Origin of the sequence: Collimonas sp. PA-H2, from assembly GCF_002564105.1 — a bacterium.
Lineage (GTDB): Bacteria > Pseudomonadota > Gammaproteobacteria > Burkholderiales > Burkholderiaceae_D > Collimonas.
In genome coordinates this window covers 2,699,697-2,715,295 of sequence record NZ_PDBX01000001.1, presented here as the reverse complement: position 1 = coordinate 2,715,295, position 15,599 = coordinate 2,699,697, and the positions used below count along the sequence as shown (strand labels likewise).

20 protein-coding genes are annotated in these 15,599 nt (G+C 60.5%); 8 read left to right on the top strand and 12 right to left on the bottom strand.

What is annotated here, in order from left to right; translation table 11 throughout:
* The first annotated feature begins 37 nt into the window (after positions 1-37).
* The 6 genes from BCF11_RS12285 (at position 38) to BCF11_RS12260 (ending at position 3,966) form a co-directional block, all read left to right on the top strand.
* Positions 38-820 carry an SDR family NAD(P)-dependent oxidoreductase gene (locus BCF11_RS12285; RefSeq protein ID WP_098494998.1) on the top strand — a complete coding sequence of 261 codons (783 nt, stop codon included), beginning with the start codon at positions 38-40 and terminating at the stop codon, positions 818-820.
* 54 nt (positions 821-874) lie between these two features.
* Complete coding sequence (locus tag BCF11_RS12280; protein ID WP_098494997.1) at positions 875-1,282, top strand: nuclear transport factor 2 family protein; 408 nt, start codon at positions 875-877, stop codon at positions 1,280-1,282.
* Positions 1,283-1,368: 86 nt separating this feature from the next.
* Positions 1,369-1,722, top strand: coding sequence for a nuclear transport factor 2 family protein (locus BCF11_RS12275; protein WP_098494996.1), 354 nt, complete (start codon positions 1,369-1,371; stop codon positions 1,720-1,722).
* 479 nt (positions 1,723-2,201) lie between these two features.
* Positions 2,202-2,744, top strand: a complete 543-nt coding sequence (locus BCF11_RS12270; protein ID WP_098494995.1) for a cytochrome b — start codon at positions 2,202-2,204, stop codon at positions 2,742-2,744.
* A gap of 28 nt (positions 2,745-2,772) precedes the next feature.
* Positions 2,773-3,345: a YceI family protein gene (locus tag BCF11_RS12265; RefSeq protein ID WP_199110847.1), complete on the top strand. Its 573-nt coding sequence runs from the start codon at positions 2,773-2,775 to the stop codon at positions 3,343-3,345.
* A gap of 42 nt (positions 3,346-3,387) precedes the next feature.
* Complete coding sequence (locus tag BCF11_RS12260; protein WP_098494993.1) at positions 3,388-3,966, top strand: YceI family protein; 579 nt, start codon at positions 3,388-3,390, stop codon at positions 3,964-3,966.
* A 203-nt stretch (positions 3,967-4,169) separates the two neighbouring features.
* Here BCF11_RS12260 and BCF11_RS12255 read toward each other — a convergent pair whose 3' ends face one another.
* Entirely contained in the window at positions 4,170-4,655 is a 486-nt protein-coding gene (locus tag BCF11_RS12255; RefSeq protein WP_098497473.1) for a helix-turn-helix domain-containing protein, read from the bottom strand.
* A gap of 132 nt (positions 4,656-4,787) precedes the next feature.
* On the opposite strand from BCF11_RS12255, the gene BCF11_RS27990 reads away from it, so the two are divergent.
* Together BCF11_RS27990 and BCF11_RS28625 are read left to right on the top strand one after the other, a co-directional pair.
* On the top strand, positions 4,788-5,096 hold the full coding sequence (locus tag BCF11_RS27990) for an AraC family transcriptional regulator ligand-binding domain-containing protein (protein WP_158229189.1): 309 nt from the start codon (positions 4,788-4,790) through the stop codon (positions 5,094-5,096).
* Positions 5,006-5,341: a helix-turn-helix domain-containing protein gene (locus BCF11_RS28625; RefSeq protein WP_369827851.1), complete on the top strand. Its 336-nt coding sequence runs from the start codon at positions 5,006-5,008 to the stop codon at positions 5,339-5,341. Before BCF11_RS27990 ends, BCF11_RS28625 begins: the two co-directional genes overlap by 91 nt.
* 58 nt (positions 5,342-5,399) lie before the next feature.
* Here the strand turns inward: BCF11_RS28625 and BCF11_RS12245 are convergent, their stop codons facing one another.
* From BCF11_RS12245 to BCF11_RS12200, 11 genes are all read right to left on the bottom strand, one after another.
* Positions 5,400-6,182, bottom strand: coding sequence for an alpha/beta fold hydrolase (locus tag BCF11_RS12245; protein ID WP_158229187.1), 783 nt, complete (start codon positions 6,180-6,182; stop codon positions 5,400-5,402).
* Complete coding sequence (locus BCF11_RS27980) at positions 6,106-6,570, bottom strand: hypothetical protein (protein ID WP_158229186.1); 465 nt, start codon at positions 6,568-6,570, stop codon at positions 6,106-6,108. Before BCF11_RS27980 ends, BCF11_RS12245 begins: the two co-directional genes overlap by 77 nt.
* A gap of 149 nt (positions 6,571-6,719) precedes the next feature.
* A complete protein-coding gene (locus BCF11_RS12240; protein WP_098494990.1) occupies positions 6,720-6,905 on the bottom strand; it encodes a rubredoxin in 186 nt (61 codons plus the stop codon).
* Entirely contained in the window at positions 6,898-7,842 is a 945-nt protein-coding gene (locus tag BCF11_RS12235) for an alpha/beta fold hydrolase (RefSeq protein WP_098494989.1), read from the bottom strand. Before BCF11_RS12235 ends, BCF11_RS12240 begins: the two co-directional genes overlap by 8 nt.
* A gap of 43 nt (positions 7,843-7,885) precedes the next feature.
* On the bottom strand, positions 7,886-8,986 hold the full coding sequence (locus tag BCF11_RS12230) for a fatty acid desaturase (RefSeq protein ID WP_098494988.1): 1,101 nt from the start codon (positions 8,984-8,986) through the stop codon (positions 7,886-7,888).
* Positions 8,987-9,000: 14 nt separating this feature from the next.
* A complete protein-coding gene (locus BCF11_RS12225; protein ID WP_098494987.1) occupies positions 9,001-9,333 on the bottom strand; it encodes an acyl carrier protein in 333 nt (110 codons plus the stop codon).
* Between the two features lie 54 nt (positions 9,334-9,387).
* The gene (locus BCF11_RS12220; protein ID WP_098494986.1) at positions 9,388-10,362 is read right to left on the bottom strand and encodes an acyl-CoA desaturase; all 975 of its coding nucleotides are present in this window, start codon (positions 10,360-10,362) and stop codon (positions 9,388-9,390) included.
* A 15-nt stretch (positions 10,363-10,377) separates the two neighbouring features.
* On the bottom strand, positions 10,378-11,325 hold the full coding sequence (locus tag BCF11_RS12215; RefSeq protein ID WP_098494985.1) for an acyl-CoA desaturase: 948 nt from the start codon (positions 11,323-11,325) through the stop codon (positions 10,378-10,380).
* A gap of 3 nt (positions 11,326-11,328) precedes the next feature.
* The gene (locus tag BCF11_RS12210) at positions 11,329-13,188 is read right to left on the bottom strand and encodes a fatty acyl-AMP ligase (RefSeq protein WP_098494984.1); all 1,860 of its coding nucleotides are present in this window, start codon (positions 13,186-13,188) and stop codon (positions 11,329-11,331) included.
* Positions 13,189-13,340: 152 nt separating this feature from the next.
* Positions 13,341-14,765 carry an MFS transporter gene (locus BCF11_RS12205; RefSeq protein WP_233212465.1) on the bottom strand — a complete coding sequence of 475 codons (1,425 nt, stop codon included), beginning with the start codon at positions 14,763-14,765 and terminating at the stop codon, positions 13,341-13,343.
* A gap of 4 nt (positions 14,766-14,769) precedes the next feature.
* Positions 14,770-15,594 carry a hypothetical protein gene (locus tag BCF11_RS12200; protein ID WP_098497472.1) on the bottom strand — a complete coding sequence of 275 codons (825 nt, stop codon included), beginning with the start codon at positions 15,592-15,594 and terminating at the stop codon, positions 14,770-14,772.
* Between the last annotated feature and the right edge of the window lie 5 nt (positions 15,595-15,599).

The following is a 15,599-nucleotide window of genomic DNA, read 5'->3' as shown; positions in this document are numbered from 1 at the left end:
GGTCATTCGCCCACACAGGCAGATCAGGAGCACTGAAATGACAACCTCTCTCTATGACAATGTCCATTCGACCAAGCATGCGGGCAAGGTGGCGCTCGTCACTGGCGGCAGCAGCGGAATCGGCCTTGCCACCGCCAAGCGCCTCGCTCGCGAAGGCGCCACGGTGTTCATCACCGGGCGACGCCAGGAGGAGCTGAACGCCGCGGTGTCGGAAATCGGCCACGGCGCCAGCGCGATTCGCGGCGACATTTCGTCGGCCGCAGACCTCAAAAAGATCGTCGATACTGTCTCTGCGCGGCACCATAGGATAGACATTCTCTTTGCCAATGCGGGCGGCGGAGAATTCGCCCGCCTCGGAGATATCACCGAAGCGCAGTTCGACAAGTACTTCGACATCAACGTAAAAGGCACTTTGCTTACCGTGCAGAACGCACTGCCAATCATGCGGGCAGGTAGCGCCATCGTGATAACAGGATCGATTGCAGCGGTGCAAGGGACACCGGCGTTCGGCGTCTATGCCGCCACCAAGGCTGCGCTGCGCTCCTTCGCACGCACCTGGGCGTCGGATCTGAAAGGGCGGGACATCCGCGTGAACGTGGTCGCGCCTGGCGTCATCGTCACACCCGCCTATAAGACTGAACTCAAGTTAAGCGAAGAGCAGATTGCAGCGTACTGCGAGGAAGTCGCCGCCACCACGCCGCTCGGCCGGGTGGGTAATACCGATGAGATCGCAAAGGCGGTTTCCTTTCTCGCGTCCGACGATGCCAGCTATATCACTGGGACAGAATTGTTCGTCGATGGCGGGCTCGTGCAAGTCTGATTCTTCAACGCCGCATCCATGCAAGCATAGCTGCGGCACTATCTGGAAAACACCATGAATTCGCAAAAAAACCTCCACCTCGCCCAGCAGTTTCTTGAAAAAATGGGCTCAGGCGCCAGCGCCGAAGAGATTGCCGCGTTGTGCACGCCCGATCTCGACTGGAATATCCCGGGCGACACCGGCGTGCTGCCCTGGATCGGCCACAAGACTGGACGCAAGGCACTATCGGATTTCGTCCGCGACACGCAAACCATGGTCGAGCGCGTCAGCTTCGATATCAAGGACATCCTCGCGAACGACGATCGGGCGATCATTCTCGGCCACTTGCAGACACGGATCAGCGCCACAGGAAAACTGATCGTTACAGCATTCGCGATTGCCCTGACGTTCTCCGGCGCGCAGATTGCAAGCTTCCTGATGCTGGAAGACAGCTTCGCCGTATCGATGGCCGCTCGACACTGACCGGTAGCGCCCGTTTCGATCCGCAGGACCACGATGCCGGCGAACTATCGTCCGGCACGGTCTTCAATTATTCAAAGGAATCCGCGATGTCTTTTTCGGTGAATGAACTGCTGCAGCGAAACCTGCTCGCCATCTTCGGCGAGCGAGATTCTGCGGCGCGAATGAGGGAACTGGAAACTATCTGGCTGCCTGAAGGCACCTTCGTCGATCCGGACGGCCGATATGTCGGCCTCGAAGCCATCAACCGCAGGATCGACGAGTTGCAGGCAAGATTCCCTGCTTTCGACTTTATCGAGCGCGGCGCCGCCGAGGCCATGCATGGGGTCGGACGTCTCGCATGGGGCTATGGGCCTGAAGACAATCGGACTGCCGTGACTGGCGTCGACGTAGCGGTCACACGCGACGGCAGACTTCTCGAGCTATATGCATTTATAGACTGAACGCCTGCGATCAGCATGCAGACGTATTTCGACCTTCACGGTTCTGGCGCTCAGGATCCGATACGGATCATTTGTTTGGCGAACCGCACCCGCAAAGGGTCGGCAGACCATGCTGTCCGTTTTGATTAAAAATTTCAAAATCAAAGTTATCTCGACAGACTTTGCTGTCAATCTCTTAATCTTTCAATTTTTCTTTTCCATATTGGGACTAACCATGGGTGTAGCCGCTCGCACCCCTCCATCACAATCAAGCTAGCGATTTGCATCATTGGCCTGACACGATTCGGCTTGCCCGATGAGCAGGATGAGGCACGGCGGTCATCGGCCTTCTACCATCTGCTACGCCGATGGATCATATCTAAATATTCTGTCTATTCAGATGGAATCCCCGCATATATATTCTTTCATCGACGGTTCACCTTCAATTCGACGCGCTTTTCAAAATCGTGCGGGGTGATCAATAGCCGGGAGTATAGAAAATGAAAAGCGTCTCATACACATCAACTGCGAAAGCGCTGCACTGGATCATGGCAATCGCCATCATCGGATTGTTCTGCTTTGGTCTTTACATGAGCAATCTTCCGCTATCGCCTGAAAAGCTAAGGTATTACTCCTGGCATAAATGGGCTGGCGTATCGGTATTTATTCTGGCGCTCATACGTTTGTCCTGGCGCACATTTAATCGTCCACCTGGTTTGCCAACGCATATGGGGCGAAATGAGCGGCTCGCCGCGCATTCAGGGCATGGCCTGCTTTACTTTTTGATGTTTGCAATTCCGCTTTCGGGCTGGCTTATGAGTTCCGCAAAAGGATTCCAAACAGTGATGCTCGGCGTATTGCCGATCCCCGATCTTCTGACCAAGAACAGGGAGCTTGGAAATTTACTGCAAACGGTGCATTGGAGCTTGAACATGATGTTAGCGGCAATTGTCCTTGGACATGCATTAGCGGCGCTGAAACATCACGTAAAAAACAAGGATGACGTTCTCACCCGCATGCTGCCTTACGGCGACAAAACGTGATCTCGATCGACATAGAAGGAGAACAAAATTGAACATCAAATATGCACTCAACGCATTCCTGGCCGCCGGCGTATTAGTCCTGCCGGCATTCGGCCACGCTGACGAATTCAAGGCTGTGCAAACCGATAAAACCACGCTTACGTTTGGCTATAAGCAGATGGGGGTGAACATGGACGGCCGCGTCAAGCACTTTACGGCGCAGGTGGACTTTGATCCGGCGAAATTGAATAGCGCAAAGGCGCAAATTGATATCGACATCGCCAGCATCGACGTCGGTTCGGATGAAGGAAACGGCGAAGTCACCGGCAAGCTATGGTTCAACGCCAAAGCATATCCGAGGGCGAGCTTTGTAGCGAGCAGCGTCAAGGCACTTGGCGGTAACCGCTATGAGGTGACCGGGCCTCTGAGCATCAAGGGACGTACCAGCATCGTTACGGCGCCCGTCATCTTTACACAGCAGGGCAAGATCGGAACCTTCGACGGAGCGTTCGTCATCAAACGCGCCGATTTTTCCATTGGCGAAGGTGCATGGGCGGCTTTTGACACTGTCGCAAACGATATTCAAATCAAGTTTCACATCGTGGCCACGTCCAGCACGTAGTCTTTTTTTTATCACCATCCATTTAAACAAGAAATCTTAATCATGAAAACATTGACCAGATTTGCAATTGCCGCTGCGTTTATCGCCACCCTGAGCGGTTCGGCTTTCGCCACTCCTGAGACGTTCGTTATCGACGGCACCCACACCTTTCCGCGATTTTCGTACAACCACTTCGGCTATACAAAGCAGCTCAGCCGCTTTAACAAGACCACGGGCAAAATCGTACTCGACAAGGACGCCAAGACCGGTTCGGTCGATGTCACCATCGACATGAAGTCGGTTGACACGGGTTTTGACGTATTCAACGGCATTATTCAGGGCGAAGATTTCTTTGACACCGAGAAATACCCGACGGCCAGATTCAAATCGACGAAAGTGCGCTTTGACGGCGACAAGCCGATCGCCGTGGATGGTGATTTGACGATCAAGGGAGTAAGCAAACCGGTCACTTTGGCGATTGATACCTTTCAATTGATGGCCCACCCGATGCTGAAGAAAGATGCGATTGGGGTGAACGCCAGCACCACAGTCAAGCGCACCGTTTTCAATGCCGGCAAGTATGCGCCTTACGTTGGGGACGATGTCGCGATTGACATTGCCGTTGAAGCGGTCAAAGAATAAGGCAGGGGTCGTCATTCACGTCCGTCAATGCCATTTCGGTTGCGGTTATGCGAACTGATATGCCACTTTGGAGATAATTCTCATGAACTGCTACACCTGGATTCCAGCATCCTCGGGCAAGGCTCCGTCAGTCGTGAACTGTCAGCGGGGGTAGTCGCGACCTTCCGGGCCCGCCATCCCGACCTCGCCATCGCTTCAGCTTTTCACTTGCCCGGCTGGCGGGCGACGCGTAGCCGGACAACTTGGTCGGCGGCCGGGCCGGCGCCGAACACGTGCTGTGCGCCGATCGGCTTGCCGCTGGCGCCGTCGTACAGCACCGGCTCGACCCTGGCGCCGGTATCGGCGTCGAGCAGCATCACGCTTTCGCCTTCCGGCGCGAAATGCTTGTTGCCCCAGGCCAGCAGCACCAGCAACACCGGACGGAAATCGCGGCCGCGCTGGGTCAGCAGGTATTCATGGCGCGGCGGTTTTTCGCAGTAAAGATGCCGTTCCAGCAAGCCTTCTTCCACCAGCGCGTTCAGGCGCCGGGTCAGCATGTTGGGGGCGATCTCCAGACTTTTCTGGAATTCGTCGAAGCGGGTCAGGCCATAGAAGGCGTCGCGCAGAATCAGGATGCTCCACCATTCGCCGACCCGTTCCAGGCTGCGGGCAATGGGGCATTGCATGTTGCCGAAACTCTTGCGTTGCATGATGGCTTTCCTCTCCGTGTACTTAATACTTTCAATGTGATCGCAACTACGGCCGAGATCCGGGCCGAATCCCGGGGCCCGGATGGCTGCTTATCGGTCCAGCGACGCCAGGTAAATGCCGCTGGTCAGGCCTTGCTTGACGGCGTCCGCATCGAAATAGCTGAACACCTTGGTAACGCCAGTTATCCAACGGGAAAGCTGCGTGCCTTGTGGAAAGTCGCCGCCTTGCGCTCGAATAACCCGGCGATCGGGCTGTCGGTTCCCGAGGTGACCACGCCCGCCATCTTCGACGTGGCCGGCTACGCCATGATGTCCAGCGAAAACCTGTACGCCAGCCTGGCGCCGCTTATCTGCTACCTGCGCCTGGTTACCGACGACACCGCCATCGAGCTCGCCGAAGAAGCGAGCGTCTCGGCCGGCTGGCGGACGGCGCGCCGTTAAGGGCCGACATCGCCAGCGCGCTATGCATCAGCGAACGCACCTTTCAATGGCCCAGTTTCCAGGCGCTGGTGGAGCATGCGCGGTACAGCCTGGCGCAACAGTACCTGGGACAGCATCAGCTGCTGGTCTCAGAGATGATTTTCCTGCTTGGTTTCACCGGCCAGAGTGCACTGTTCCTGGCCTGCAAGCGCTGGCTCAACATGTCGCCCAAGCAGTACCGCGACCATCCTCTGCTGTCGAGGTGATGGGCCGTATTGCCCCCGCCGCATAGTCATGTTCCGGCGGTTCTCAGGTAGCCCTGGTTCAGGTAGTCAGGAAAGCGCGCGCGGCATCGATCACTTCGGGCGCCTTCAGAATCCGGCGATGGCCCAGGCCGTCGAAGCGGAGCAGCTTGGCGCCTTGCCAGGCGTCGGCGATTTCCACACCAAGCGATACCGGCACCACGCGGTCGTCGTTCGAATGCAGGATCAGCAGCGGTTGTTTGAGGCTTGCGGCGGCTCGCGGCGTATTAACATCGGCGACATCGACGCCCTGCTCCTGCAGCAGGGCGATCATTGCCGCCACCTGGCGCCGGTCCAGGCCAGCCTGGACGCCGAAGCCGACGGCGTAATCGAAGTAGCGCGCCGGCGGCGCGATCAGCACCAGGCGCTCGACCTGCAGGCCGTGCCGCACCGCTTCCACAGTAAGAGCACAGCCGACCGAGTGCGCGATTGCAGCATACACCGGACCGATCAAGTCCTGGAGTTTCAGCAGCGCGGCGGCGCAAGCCGGGATCGACGAGGTCGTTCCTTCGGACTCGCCATGCGCCGGCAGATCGACCAGCACCACGCGGTAGCCGGCCTCAAGCAGCGGCGGAATGAACGGCGCCATGTCGCTGGAGCGGCCTTCCCAGCCGTGGACCAGCAATACTGTCGGCCCCCGGCCGGCCTGCCAGGACACCAGCTTGCCGCTCGGGCCATAGGTCTCTACCCGGCTCGCGCCCTCGAAACCGGCCGTGACCGGGGTCCGCTCATCGGTTCGCGGCGTGAGGAACGCCTTGGCGACGGATTCGGGGGTAGGCGCTAACTGTTCGGTGGGGGTGCTCACGATGACGTTCTCCTGTTGGTATTGTGGTTTGCGGTCTGGTCCTGCTGCATGCAACCGGCGCCATGACGCCGATTTCACAAGAGTGGGCAATAGTGCCTGCGTTTCCTTTTTGCAGCGGCACGTCGGGGATCTGGCGCGCGGCAATCGAGGCTTGGTCCGCCGCCAGGTGGATGAACACGGCGTCGTTGTCACGGTTTTCCTGCCCCTGCTGGCAGATATAGACGGCTGCCGCGATGGTAGTGCGCAGCTCCTCGGCGATCGCGTCCGGCAGTTGCTGGTTGTCGATGCCGAAATCGCGGTAGTGGCCGGCCCAGAGATGGCAGGTGGCGTCGGTTGCCAGGGGAAAGATGCCCAGCGCCGCGACGTACCTTGCATTATGAATAAACATAGTGTCTTCCATTTCTAGTCGCATCGATGGCAAGCTGCAAGCTGACTGGCGCCGGTCAGAAATCATACCGCCGCCGGATTTCAACACCCTGTCAAAGCTGATAGGTTCCCATGAGCTTGTGGCAACGCTGATGGCGCAACTGCGGCAGCTTAAAATTCCACCATGGTGAAATCCTCTTTCTTTACGCCGCACTCAGGGCAGGTCCAGGTGTCCGGGATATCGTCCCAGCGGGTGCCCGGCGCCAGGCCTTCGCTGGGGGCGCCATTCTTTTCCGAATAGATCCAGCCGCACACCAGGCACATCAGTGTCTTGAATTCAGTTTCTGTTTCAGTCATTGCTAGGTTCCAGGCTAGTTGGGGTCAGATGGGATTCGCTGATGAAGCGAGTGATCAGTTCCTTGACCGGGGCGGCCGACAGTATCCGGCTGTGCCCGAGGCCGGAGGTTTGTTCCAGGCGCACGTTTTTCAGGCTACGCATCAGCCTTTGGGCCTCGGTCAGGGGCACCACCGGATCATGTTCGTCGTGGACCACAAGTACCGGCACATCCATGGCCGCGCCCAGCACGCTGATATCCCAGTGGCTGACCGGGACGCCGTTCTGCACGTGCAGGCGGTCGTAGATCTTGCCGATCACGGCCGGCGGCAGCTGCTGGCGCTGGTTGGTCGACCAGCGCTCCAGCACGGTGGAAAGCGATATCGGGGCGGCGATCAGCACCATGCGCTTGACGGCTTCTGCGTGCCTTGGGCTGGCGTGGGCGATGGCGGCCACCGAGGCAATTGAACCGAGCGAGTGGCCGACAACGATCTGCACATTGTCGAGTGACTTGATGGCCGCGCCGACCGCTTTGACAAAGCGCGTCATCGTGGTCTTGTTGCCAGCCGATTCGCCATGCGCAGGCGCATCGAACGAGGCTACCTGGAAACCGAGCGCCAGCAGCGGCTTGACGAAGCCGATCATGCTGCTGCTGTCGGAACCCCAGCCGTGCACCAAGAGCACGGTAGGACCCTGGTTTTTCCAGAGATAGCCGTGGCGCACGTCTTCATTGCCGGCGATCTCGAAGGTTTGCGCTCCAAGCGGCATCCTGAACAAGGTGCGACCGCCTTTTGAGCGCGAGCGGCCGAAGGCGTCGGCCGCAATCCGGCCGGCCAGCCTGGGCGCCAGCAGGCCGCCCAGCTGGTAACCTGCCTTTGCCAGGCTGGCGCCGATGCTGAGGGCCGGCGCCGCCGCCGGCTGTTGCGACAGCGGCGGCGATGGTGAAGTGATGTCAGTCATATCGTCAGGTCCTGCGGTTGGTCCGGCACGGGTTGATGATGGATCAGGTATTGGGGACCGAGGTGGCGCCGCCGTTGACCACGGCGCGCTGCTCCGCCGAATCCTTGTAATAGCCCGAATCGAGATCGTAGAAATGGCAGTTCTTTACGACCCACAGCAGGTCGCCGAAGCTGAAGTTCTTTTCCCTGATCATGCCCGGATAAGCCTGCTTCAATGCCGTCTGCGCTTTTTGCAGGTTATAGAACGGCACCACCGGCGCCACGTGGTGGGCGGTATGGATAGAGATGTTGTGGGTCAGGAACAGCAGCCATTTCGGATAGCGGTAGTCGGTGGTGACCAGCATGCGGCTAGCGTTCGGCGTCCAGTGTTCCGAGGTCAGGAACGGGATGTCGGCCGCGGTGTGGTGCATCAGCGTGGTCACGCTGAACCAGGTGTGGATTGCAATCCACGGCGCAAAAAACAGCAAGAAGAAACCTGCTATGCCGGTAAAGTAGATGAGCGCGGAGAAATACACAATCGAAGCCAGCACCACGAACGCGATCGAGCGTTTGACATCGCTGCGCATGTCCTTCTTGGGGAAAAATCCCGGACGAAAGCCCGACACGATCCAGTAATTGATGGTGCCGGCCCAGAACAGCCAGGTCCTGGTGCCCATATAAACAAAGCGCTGGCCGAACGACATACGCTTGTACATGTCGCGCGGAATCGGCCGCCAGTCGGTATCGAGTTCCAGGTTGTTGGTATGGAAGTGATGCAGGTTATGCACGTGCTTCCATGAATAGAACGGATACAGCAGCGGCAGCAGCGACAGGTGGCCGATGGCTATGTTGAGCTTCTTGTTGCGCGAGAACGAATTGTGTCCGCAGTCGTGCGCGATGCAATGCAGGCCCCATCCGCCCAGCCCGGCGACGATGTACAGGGGAATATAGAATCCCCAGTGCGGCGCATAGGCGACGCCGACAATGGCGCCGATATACAGCGCATAGCTGATGAAAAAGCCGGCCAGGCCGCGCCAGGCTTGCGGTTCGAAATACGATTTAGGAATCGCTTCGGCCAGACGGGCGCCTTCCAGCGTCTTGCTCTTGTCCAGGAACGCCTCGAATTCGGGCCCCGGCGATGAAGGGTAACTATTTGCGGACGGCATTGATTTCTCCCAGATTATGCGATGGCGTTGAGCCCGAGTTCCGTGGCCAGGTGAGCGCTCAGCTCGTCGATGCTTGGGTGTTCGAACAGCAGCGCCGGCGACAGGCGCTGCTCGACCAGTTTTTCCAGGTCGCCGGAAACCCGCACCGCGACAATCGAATCGAGGCCGTACAGCTCGAACTTCTTGGCGGTGTCGATCGCGCTGGGATCGACTTTTACCTGCTTGGCCAAGCGCTTGACCAGCCACTGGCGGATCACTTCTTCGCTTAACGGCTCATTGCTTTCAACTTCCTCTCCGCCTTTGCGGAAGAAGCCGAACAGGCCGCCCGACTTGTTTTCTTGAGACATGATTTCTCCTGGGGTGAATGTGAATCAAATGTGTGTGTTTGAATTTTGCAGCGATCAGCGGGCGCGCATCCGCATCTTTGCTATCGTTTTTTCGTCAGGCGAGCGCAGGTTCCAGACCACGCCGATTTTTCCCAGCCCGGCCAGCAGCCAGCCGCTCAGGTCCGGCTCCCACCATTTCACGCCGTGGCGGTACGATCCCGGGAATGCATGGTGGTTGTTCTGCAAGCCTTCGCCGAAGGTGAGGATGGCGACGGTCCAGTTGTTGGCGCTGTTGTCGTCGGTCTTGAACGGTTTGCCGCCGATCATGTGGCACACCGAGCCGACGCACCAGGCAGCCTGGTTGGCCAGGAAAATCCGCGCCAGTCCGCCGAACAGGAAACCGCTGAAGGCCGCATCCCAGCTGCCGCCAATCGCGCCGCCGATGACCGCCGGAAGCGCCAGGCCGAGCACGATCCAGAGGCCGTAGGTACGGTGGTAGAAGAACAGCTTGCGGTTGGCGAGGATATCCGGCGCAAAGAAATTCCAGCCCGACACATCCTTGGCCAGCATCCACGGCATATGCGCATACCAGATCCCGCGCAGGCGGCCGAGCAGCCCCGAGCCGTGCAGGTTGGGCGAATGCGGATCGCCGTGCTGGTCGCTGTAGGTGTGGTGACGGCGATGGGTGGTGACCCAGAACATGATCGGCCCCTGGGCCGCCATCGAGCCGCTGATCAGCAGCAGTCCCTCGAAAAAGGGCGAGGTGCTGAAGGTCTTGTGGGCCAGGTAGCGATGGAAGCCCATCGTGATGCCACCCATGTGGAGGAAATAAAAGACGCCGAACAGCACCACGTCGATGGTCGACATGCGCCCTTCCAGCGCGCGCTGCAGCGCCACCGCGAATCCGGCCAGCGGCACCAGCATGACCACCAGCGCGGTGACCTGCTTGATGGTGGCGCCGGCGCCGGTCAGCGGCGCGACGCCCGGCCTCAGTGCAGGACCGGCGGCGCTCGCCGGCTTGGGAGGTAAGACATTGGTTTGCGTAGTCATGGCATTTTCCCGATGTTAATCGTTATTGAAAAGTTTCTGGTCTAGCGGATCTGTGCTCTGGCGTTGCCGGATATCCCATGCCAGGCCGACCAGGCCCAGCAAGCGGATCACCCAGGCCGTGGTATCGATTTGCCAGAAATGAAAATCGTTGTGCGCCAGCGCCGGATTGGCGTGATGGTTGTTGTGCCAGCCGCCACCGGCGGACACCAGCGCCAGCCAGCCGATGTTGCCGCTGGTGTCCCTGGTCTGGTTGGGTCGTTTTCCGAAGGTATGGCCGATCGAATTGACCGCCCAGGTCACCTGGTCCAGCAGGAAGATCCGGGCCAGGCCGCCCCACAGCAGGCCGCCGACCGCACCTTCGATGCCGCTCAGCGCGGCGCCGATCGCGGTCGGTATCGCCAGGCCGAGGAATACCCAGATCAGGTAGTGCTGGTTGACGAACAGCACCAGCTTGCTGCCGAACAGGTCTGGCACGTAGGTGCTCCAGTTGCTGCGCTTGACGGTAAACAGCCAGCCCACATGGCCATGCCACAAGGCCTTGATGCGTCCGCGCAGGCCAGGCGACAGCACCCGCGGCGAATGCGGGTCGCCGTCCTGGTCGGTGAAGACGTGGTGCATGCGGTGCGTCGCCGCCCAGAACAGGATGGGGCCTTGCGCCGCCATGCAGCCGAGGATGCCGATGACAGCAGTCACCACCGGTCCGGCCTTGAAAGCACGATGCGAAAAGAAGCGGTGCAATCCGCCTTCGACGCCGAACGAAGTCAGGAAATACATGACGCCGAGCAGCACCATGTCTTGCTGCTTGACGCCGAACTGGATCGAATACCAGAGCGCGGCGATAAAACCGATGGCAGGCGTCAGCACCGTCAGGTAAGCCAGCCTGCGCGCCTTGGTGTCGCCATCCCTGAGCACTTGTACTTTCTCGCCAGGCGCTGGCGCCGCCGGAGTTTTGGTATTGGTCACTGCTTACCCCTGTTGGAAAAGTGTGGTGCTGTCGGTTTCGACTATCGCTGCTGTCGCCGATGGCATTGGACGAGCCTTGGCGTACGCCAGCGCGCCGCCATTGAAGGCGTCGCGGCAAGCGCTGCGGCGCACTTTGCCGCTGGTGGTCAATGGAATCGTCGACACCGGCGCCAGGTGCACGGTGTGCGGCGCCACGCCGTGGCTGCGGGTGATGGCGGCGGCAATCGCGTCTTCGACGTTTTCCAGGTCTTCGCCGTTCAACTTGGCTGAGCGCAGGATCTCGGCCACCACCACCAGCTGTTCCGTATCGTCCCGCGTCACCGAGAACGCCGCGACGCCGTTGGTGCGGATCGCCGGGTGGCTGGCCTGGGCCGCGGCTTCGATGTCTTGCGGATAGAGATTGCGGCCGGCGAAAATGATGACGTCCTTGATGCGGCCGGTGATATACAGTTCGTCGTCGAGCATGAAACCGAGGTCGCCGGTGCGCAAGTAGGGGCCGTCCTGCGAATCGCCTGCAATGAAGGCACGGAATATTTCGGTGCTGGCTTCGGGCTGGTTGAGATAGGCTTGCGCCACGCTGGCGCCCTTGAACCACAGCTCGCCGACCGAGCCGGCCGGCAACTGCTTCCGGGTGTCGGGATCGACGATGGCCATCACATGTCCGCTGGCTACCGTGCCGCAGCTGATTACCGCCGTGGCAGGTGCATCTGCGGTGGCCGGCCTAGCCTGGCCGCAGGCCAGAGATTCATGGTCCAGCAGCAGCGTCTTCGGTGTCGCGTCGCGATCCGATTTTCCGGAAATGAACAGGGTCGCTTCGGCCAGGCCGTAGCACGGGACAAACGCCGCGCTGGAGAATCCGGCCGCTCTGAATTTTTCCGAAAAACGGTCAAGCGTGGCTTGCCGCACCGGCTCGGCGCCGCAAAACAGCATCTTCAGCCTGCTCAGGTCGAGTTCGGCGATTTCTTCATCGGTAATGGTATCGACGCAAAGGTCGAGCGCGAAATTGGGCGCCACCGAGGTGGTGACCCGGTGCGTCGACAAGCCTTTCAGCCAGCGCAGCGGACGCTGCACGAAATGAGCGGGCGTCATGACCACCAACGTGAATCCGCTGTACACCGACAACAGCAGCGCCCCCATCAAGCCCATGTCATGGTAGGGCGGCAGCCAGGTGAAGCCGATATGTTTTTCTGCCGATCCCAGCCTGATGTCGAGCACGCGGCTGTTGCTGATCAGGTTGGCGGCGGAAAGCACCACACCCTTGGGATTGCCGGTGGAGCCGGATGTGTATTGCAGCAGCGCCGGGAATTGTCCGCCGTTGCGCCCTTCGTCGTCTGCATGCGCGGGTATTGGCTGCACATCTCGTGCTTCGAAAAAATCGCTGCCGACAAACAGCCATTCAGGAAAATTTCCTTCGGCGGAGAGCGTAGCGTTGAGGCGGTCGACCGACGCCTGCAAGCTGCCTTCAGCGATCACCAGCTGCGCATTGCAATCGTTGCAGATGCTGGCGAAGCGTGAGATGGCGCGGGTTCCGACCGGCGGAAACGACGGCACCGCCGTGGCGCCCGCCTTGAAAATGGCGAACAGCGCCGTGACATAGTTCAGGCCAGGTTCCAGCACCAGCAGCACCCGGGCTCCAGGCGTCAACTGCTGTTTGAGCTGGCGGGCCAGGCGAGCGGCGCGCAAGTCGAGCTGACGATAGGTCAAGTCAACGATGTCGTCTTCACCGTTTTTCAGGAAACGCAGAGCGACCTCGTCCGGCGTTGCCGCGGCGCGCCGGCGCAGGATCGCGTCCATGTCGATATCCTGCGCGGCGTGTTCCGGAACCAAGATTACCGCTTCGCTCATGCTCAAGCTGGATGTCATTCGATACTCCGTTATTTGATTACCGGGAAAACGCCACGCTGCCGAGGGCAGACCGGCGTTGCGCTCGTTTGGCTAATTGCTGATCTCTACAGAAATATCAATACTTCTCAAAACGCTATTCAACGATAAGCGCCAAGCGACGGCGCATCAGATCAATGCGCCGCCACAGGCGCAGGCGCTCGTGATCGCGTGTCGACCGGTGCGCACAGGATTGCGGTGGCCAAACCGAACGCGATCTGCAGGTAACAGAGGGTGTGAAATGCGGCGAGGTTCAGCATCGCATGGCCGGTTATGGCGACCGTGAGCGCCACCCCGAGCACCGATCCCATCTGGCGTACCGCCTGGTTGACGGCGGAGCCCACGCCGAACCGCGCCGGTGCCAGATGCGCGACGGCCGCCGCCGACAGCGAAGGCATGACCATGCCTACACCCAGTCCGGTGAGTAGGGCCCCCGGCAGCCACGCGTGCACATAGTCGGGATTGACCCCGGGCACCAGCGCGAACCAGATGCTCCCCGCCGTGAAGATCAGGCTCCCGCTCACCAGCAGCAGCTTGTGCCCGGCGCGCGCCGCGAACCGTCCGCATACGATCGCCGTGGGAACGACGAGCAACGGTCCAGGGCTGCCGGCCAGCCCTGCGCGCGTCAGCGAGTACGACCAGACACCTGTAGTGAACAGGAACGTCTGGAAAAACATCATGGCGAAGCCGATCGCGAAGCACAGCGACGCAAGATTGATGTAGCAGTATGTCCGGTCCTGGAACAGCGAGAGATCGATGGCCGGGGCGCGCACCGTGCGCGCCCAGGCGACGAACGCCATCAGCGTCGCCAGCCCACCGGCGATCGACAGGGTCACCATCGGGGAGGTCCAGCCGACCGCCTCGGACTGTACCAGGCCGAAGGTGATCGCGCCCACGCCGAGGATCAGCAGGGCGACGCCCATGACGTCGATCGGCGCGCCGCGCTCAGGATCGCGCGATTCGTCGAGCATGCGCCATCCACGCCATAGCATGATGATTCCAAGCGGCAGGTTGAGAAAGAAGGCCCACGGCCAGCCGAAGTGATCGACCAGGAAAGAGCCGAGGCTCGGCCCCAGCGCACCTGCAAGCCCGCTGACTGCACCCCACGAGCTCACGGCGATCGCGCGTTTGCTGGGGGGGAACGCCGCCAGCAAGATCGACAGCGATGCCGGCAGCAGTAGCGCCGCGCCCGCTCCCTGCGCGGCGCGCATCGCGATCAGAGTCGCGACATGGCCGGCCAGACCGCAGCCGAGGGATCCGCCCAGGAATATGGCAAGTCCGAGCAAGAACATGCGCTTGCGTCCGCGCAGGTCGGCCAAGCGGCCGGCCGGCACAAGCAACGCGGCAAAGACCAGCGTGTACGCGTTCAGGACCCACGACAGGTCCGCCGAGCCGGCCTCGGGAAACGCCCGTTGCAACGCGGGAAACGCCGCATAGAGCACGGTGACGTCGATCGAGACGAGGAAGACCGCCACACTCGCGATCCAAAAAACCGGCCACGGCGAAATCGAGCTCGGCTGCGCCTGTGCCTGCACAGCCGGGGCGAGGGGAGCGTTCATATACTTATACTTCCTCATCAAGCTGGAGCGGGGTCGTCCCGTCATCCGACTCGAAGTACGACGCATCGAGAAACGAGAGCGTTCGCGCTTGCATGCGCGCTTGAAACAGTGCGACGACGGGCCAAGGGCGCATCGCCATTGCCATGACCTTCACATGCTGCGCATCCTCCCAGTGGATGACGTTCGCCACTTCCAGCGGCAGCCCGGCGACCTGCCCCGTCCAGATGCTCAGCGTCGTGGAGCCCGACGTCAGGCGCGGCCCGCTCGCGCGCCCGCCGTAGACGACGATCGAATGGCCGCACAGTCGTTCGACGTCGGCAACGCCACGAACCGGCTTGCAGGCCACGGGGCTGGTAAAGAGCACATCGGCGGCGAGGCCGAACTGCAATTTGGCGTCCAGCACTTCGTCGGCAGGTATGGGCGGCAACGCGGTATCGATCCCCGGGGGGAGCAACCATGCGTCGGCGTCGATGAGGTCCCGGCACGCGTCGTGCAGCGCCTGCCGAACCGGCACGGGGAACGAGGCGAGGAAGATGTCGACCTGTACGTGCTTGTCGAAGCGCCGCGCCACCGTCACCCCACGAATGCGGCGGCCCTGGAAGTGCCCATGCCACTCGCGCCCGCCAATATCGGCGCCGCTCCATGTGTGATCCGGCTCGACCTCGGAAAAGATGCTCTCGGCGGCAGCCGCGAGCTCTTCCACGCGGCCGCGGCCGAAGACTTCTCCGAACGCCATGGGGTGCCGCAAACTGACTTCGTCCTGCGCCGACGTCTCGAGTTCGCGCAGCAACTCATCGATATAGAGACCGGCGCGTTTTTGATGGTTCATCGTCA

Excerpts from the sequence above, each read along its gene's own strand:
- BCF11_RS12285 (WP_098494998.1), top strand. The coding sequence starts at position 38 with ATGACAACCTCTCTCTATGACAATGTCCATTCGACCAAGCATGCGGGC.
- BCF11_RS12280 (WP_098494997.1), top strand. The coding sequence starts at position 875 with ATGAATTCGCAAAAAAACCTCCACCTCGCCCAGCAGTTTCTTGAAAAA.
- BCF11_RS12275 (WP_098494996.1), top strand. The coding sequence starts at position 1,369 with ATGTCTTTTTCGGTGAATGAACTGCTGCAGCGAAACCTGCTCGCCATC.
- BCF11_RS12270 (WP_098494995.1), top strand. The coding sequence starts at position 2,202 with ATGAAAAGCGTCTCATACACATCAACTGCGAAAGCGCTGCACTGGATC.
- BCF11_RS12260 (WP_098494993.1), top strand. The coding sequence starts at position 3,388 with ATGAAAACATTGACCAGATTTGCAATTGCCGCTGCGTTTATCGCCACC.
- BCF11_RS12255 (WP_098497473.1), bottom strand. The coding sequence starts at position 4,655 with ATGCAACGCAAGAGTTTCGGCAACATGCAATGCCCCATTGCCCGCAGC.
- BCF11_RS27980 (WP_158229186.1), bottom strand. The coding sequence starts at position 6,570 with ATGTTTATTCATAATGCAAGGTACGTCGCGGCGCTGGGCATCTTTCCC.
- BCF11_RS12240 (WP_098494990.1), bottom strand. The coding sequence starts at position 6,905 with ATGACTGAAACAGAAACTGAATTCAAGACACTGATGTGCCTGGTGTGC.
- BCF11_RS12235 (WP_098494989.1), bottom strand. The coding sequence starts at position 7,842 with ATGACTGACATCACTTCACCATCGCCGCCGCTGTCGCAACAGCCGGCG.
- BCF11_RS12230 (WP_098494988.1), bottom strand. The coding sequence starts at position 8,986 with ATGCCGTCCGCAAATAGTTACCCTTCATCGCCGGGGCCCGAATTCGAG.
- BCF11_RS12225 (WP_098494987.1), bottom strand. The coding sequence starts at position 9,333 with ATGTCTCAAGAAAACAAGTCGGGCGGCCTGTTCGGCTTCTTCCGCAAA.
- BCF11_RS12220 (WP_098494986.1), bottom strand. The coding sequence starts at position 10,362 with ATGACTACGCAAACCAATGTCTTACCTCCCAAGCCGGCGAGCGCCGCC.
- BCF11_RS12210 (WP_098494984.1), bottom strand. The coding sequence starts at position 13,188 with ATGACATCCAGCTTGAGCATGAGCGAAGCGGTAATCTTGGTTCCGGAA.
- BCF11_RS12205 (WP_233212465.1), bottom strand. The coding sequence starts at position 14,765 with ATGAACGCTCCCCTCGCCCCGGCTGTGCAGGCACAGGCGCAGCCGAGC.
- BCF11_RS12200 (WP_098497472.1), bottom strand. The coding sequence starts at position 15,594 with ATGAACCATCAAAAACGCGCCGGTCTCTATATCGATGAGTTGCTGCGC.